The following is a 3748-nucleotide window of genomic DNA, read 5'->3' as shown; positions in this document are numbered from 1 at the left end:
CGGCGGCCTGGCCAGTTATCCGATCGCCGCCGCTACCTGCAACGCGCCGCGGTGCAAGGCTCGCCGACCATGCTGGCCGCCGTTACCGGCGAACACGTGCGCGGCGCTGCCGTGCGCGAGTCCGACATCCATCCGTTCCGCCATCACTTCGAAGACCTGCAGATCGGCGACTCGCTGCTGACCCATCGCCGTACCGTCAGCGAAGCCGACATCGTCAACTTCGGCGGTCTGTCGGGCGACTATTTCTACATGCACTTCGACGAGATCGCCGCCAAGGAGTCGCCGTTCGGCAAGCGCATCGCGCACGGCTACTTTGTGCTGTCGGCCGCCGCCGGGCTGTTCGTCTCGCCGGCCCCGGGACCGGTGCTGGCCAACTATGGCCTGGACACGCTGCGCTTCGTCAAGCCGGTCGGCATCGGCGACACCATCCGCGCACGCCTGACCTGCAAGCGCAAGATCGACCGCAACAAGAAAGACGTCAACGGCGTCGGCCAGGGCGTGGTCGCATGGGACGTCGAAGTGACCAACCAGGACGGTGAACTGGTGGCCTCGTACGACATCCTGACGCTGGTCGCCAAGAAGAATTAATACCGGTAATACCCGGCAATATCCAATAACAAAAAGCCTGCGGCAGCGCTCCCGGTTTTCCAGGAACGCGCACGCAGGGCGGAAGGCTCGCCTTCGACACACTATTTCAATCTGCACGGCGCGCGCCTGCCGCCATGCAACCAAGGGAGGATGGACGTGGACGCAAGTATCTTTGCGGTCCTGGTGCAAGACGGCATTACGACGGGCGCAATTTACGCCTTGCTGTCGCTGGCATTGGTACTGGTTTTTTCGGTGACGCGAGTCATCTTGTTGCCGCAAGGCGAATTCGTCGCCTTCGGCGCACTGACCCTGGCGGCAATTCAAGCCGGCCATGCACCGCAGAGCGCGCTGCTGATGGTGGTGCTGGGCGTGGCGACCATCCTGTGCGAACTGGCCGGCAGCCTGCGCCGCGCCGACCGCCGCGGCAAGCTGCTCGGTCAATTGCCGCTGCTGGCCGGCAAATACCTGCTGTTCCCGATCGCCATCTACGCCGTCACGCTCTACGTCCCGCTCAAGGACTTGCCGATGCTGCTGCAGATCGCGCTGGCCTTGGCCATCGTCGTGCCGATGGGGCCGATGGTGTATCGCCTGGCCTATCAGCCGCTGGCGCACGCCAGCATCCTGGTGCTGCTGATCGTCTCGCTCGGCGTGCATCTGGCGATGGTCGGCCTGGGCCTGCTGATGTTCGGCCCGGAAGGCTCCAACACCTTGCCTTTCACCGATGCGCAATTCGCCATCGGCGAGATGACCGTTTCGGGCCAGAGCCTGATCGTGATCGGCACCGTGGTCGCGCTGATCGTCGGCATCTATTTCTACTTTGAACGCACGCTGTCGGGCAAAGCCCTGCGCGCCACTGCCGTCAATCGCCTCGGCGCACGCCTGGTCGGCATCGGCACCAACCAGGCCGGCAAGCTGTCGTTCACGCTGAGCGCCGGCATCGGTGCTCTGTGCGGCATCCTGATCGCGCCGTTCACGATCATCAATTACGAATCGGGCTTCCTGATCGCGCTCAAGGGGTTCGTCGGCGCCATCTTCGGCGGCCTGGCCAGTTATCCGATCGCCGCCGCCGGCGCGGTCGGCGTCGGCCTGATCGAGAGCTTCTCCTCGTTCTGGGCCAGCTCGTTCAAGGACCTCATCGTCTTCACGGTGATCATCCCCGTCTTGCTGTGGCGCTCGCTCACCAGCAATCACGTCGATGAAGAAGCCTGAGGTGGAACACATGAAAAACAAACTCGTTCTCTCGGCCATTGCCCCGGTCATTGTCCTGTTGGTGGTGTTGGCCTTGCCGTTCCTGTCGGTGCCGCCGTTCTGGATCACGCTGTTGTCGTATGTCGGCCTCTACAGCATCGTCGCGCTGGGTCTCGTGATGCTGACCGGCGTCGCCGGCCTGACCTCGTTCGGCCAGGCTGCATTCGTCGGCATCGGCGCGTACACCACCGCTTACGTCACCACGCAATTCGGCCTGTCGCCGTGGATCGGCCTGCTGGCGGGCGTGCTCATCACCGGCGTTTCGGCGCTGCTGATCGGCGCGGTCACGATGCGCATCTCCGGTCACTTCCTGCCGCTGTCGACCATTGCCTGGGGTTTGTCGCTGTACTTCCTGTTCGGCAATCTGGAGAGCCTGGGCAAGTACGACGGCATCGGCGGCATCCCGTCGATTTCGCTGTTCAACTTCGAGTTCAGCAGCGGCAAGTCGATGTACGTGCTGATCTGGGTGGTGGTGATCCTGGCGCTGGTGTCGGTCAAGAACTTCCTCAACTCGCGCACCGGCCGCGCCGTGCGCGCACTCAAGTTCGGTTACGTCATGCCGGAAGCGATGGGCGTCAACACGGTCTGGCTCAAGATCGTCATCTTCGTCTACGCCGCCATGCTGGCCGGCGTGTCCGGCTGGCTGTATGCGCATCTGCAGCACGCAGTCAATCCGACCCCGTTCGGCCTCAAGTACGGCATCGATTACCTGCTCATGGTGGTGGTGGGCGGTGCCGGCTACGTCTGGGGCGCGCTGCTCGGCGCCGGCCTGATCACCTTGCTCGGCAACTTCCTGCAAGAGTGGCTGCCGGCCGTGCTCGGCACCGGCGGCAACTTCGAAGCCATCGTGTTCGGCATTGCGCTGGTGCTGTTCCTGCAATACGCCAACGAAGGCCTGTGGCCGTTCATCCAGGCGCGCTTCCCGGGCCGGCCGTCGGCCAGGGCGCCGGAGGAGGCGCCTGCGCTGGCGCACAAGGACAAGCCCGCCGCCGGCGACGTCATCCTCGACGTCAAGGCTGCGCGCAAACAGTTCGGCGGCCTGGTGGCGGTCAACGACGTCAGCTTCTCGGTCAAGGCCGGCGAAGTGGTCGGCCTGATCGGCCCCAACGGCGCCGGCAAGTCGACCACCTTCAACCTGGTCACCGGCGTGCTGCCGATCACCAGCGGCGAAGTCAATTATCGCGGCCGCTCCATCGCCGGTTTGTCGTCGCGCCAGATCGCCAGCCGCGGTATTGCTCGCACCTTCCAGCACGTGCGCCTGGTGCCTGGCATGAGCGTGCTCGAGAACGCCGCCATGGGCGCCTACCTGCGCGGCGACCGTGCAGCGCAAGGCGGCGCACTGGCCAGCGTCCTGCGCCTGAACCGCAAGGAAGAGGACAAGATTTTGCTCGAAGCCAAACGCCAGCTGGAACGCGTCGGCCTCGGCGACATGCTGTACCGTCCGGCCGGCAGCCTGGCGCTGGGCCAGCAACGCATCCTTGAAATCGCCCGCGCGCTGTGCTGCGATCCGGCCTTGCTGTTGCTGGATGAACCGGCCGCCGGTTTGCGCTACAAGGAAAAAGAGGCGCTGTCCGAACTGCTAAGGAAGCTGCGCGCCGAAGGCATGGCCGTGCTGCTGGTCGAGCACGACATGGACTTCGTGATGCAACTGACCGATCACATCGTGGTCATGGAATTCGGCACCAAGATCGCCGAGGGAACGCCGGCGCAGATCCAGGTCCATCCTGCCGTGCTGGAAGCCTATCTCGGAGGAGTGGAGTAATGACCGGAAATACCATCATCAACAACGGCGAAGTCCTGCTCAACGTCAGCAACCTGCACGCGCGCTACGGCAAGGTGAAGGCGCTGCACGGCGCCGGACTGCAAGTGCGCGCCGGCCAGATCGTCACCGTCATCGGCCCCAACGGCGCCC

Annotated in this window: 3 protein-coding genes and 1 pseudogene; all 4 read left to right on the top strand. The window is 64.3% G+C overall.

Annotation, left to right across the window (positions count from 1 at the left end; all coding sequences use genetic code 11):
* The coding region (locus HLUSI_RS30450) for a MaoC/PaaZ C-terminal domain-containing protein (RefSeq protein WP_269147439.1) at window positions 1-588 on the top strand (588 nt) is incomplete at its 5' end.
* Between the two features lie 156 nt (window positions 589-744).
* Window positions 745-1797, top strand: a complete 1053-nt coding sequence (locus HLUSI_RS0123965) for a branched-chain amino acid ABC transporter permease (RefSeq protein ID WP_029363966.1) — start codon at window positions 745-747, stop codon at window positions 1795-1797.
* A 10-nt stretch (window positions 1798-1807) separates the two neighbouring features.
* The gene (locus HLUSI_RS0123960) at window positions 1808-3598 is read left to right on the top strand and encodes a branched-chain amino acid ABC transporter ATP-binding protein/permease (protein ID WP_040503858.1); all 1791 of its coding nucleotides are present in this window, start codon (window positions 1808-1810) and stop codon (window positions 3596-3598) included.
* Window positions 3598-3748 (top strand): annotated as a pseudogene (locus HLUSI_RS30445) (ABC transporter ATP-binding protein); the annotation flags it as partial. The gene HLUSI_RS0123960 and the pseudogene HLUSI_RS30445, both read left to right, overlap by 1 nt.

Origin of the sequence: Herbaspirillum lusitanum P6-12 (assembly GCF_000256565.1) — a bacterium.
In the GTDB taxonomy this organism is placed as follows: domain Bacteria; phylum Pseudomonadota; class Gammaproteobacteria; order Burkholderiales; family Burkholderiaceae_D; genus Herbaspirillum; species Herbaspirillum lusitanum.
The sequence above is the reverse complement of the archived record's forward strand: the minus strand, read 5'-3'. Positions and strand labels throughout refer to the sequence as shown.

What these genes read in the sequence shown, in the direction of transcription:
- HLUSI_RS0123960 (WP_040503858.1), top strand. Translation starts at nt 1,808, where the DNA reads ATGAAAAACAAACTCGTTCTCTCGGCCATTGCCCCGGTCATTGTCCTG.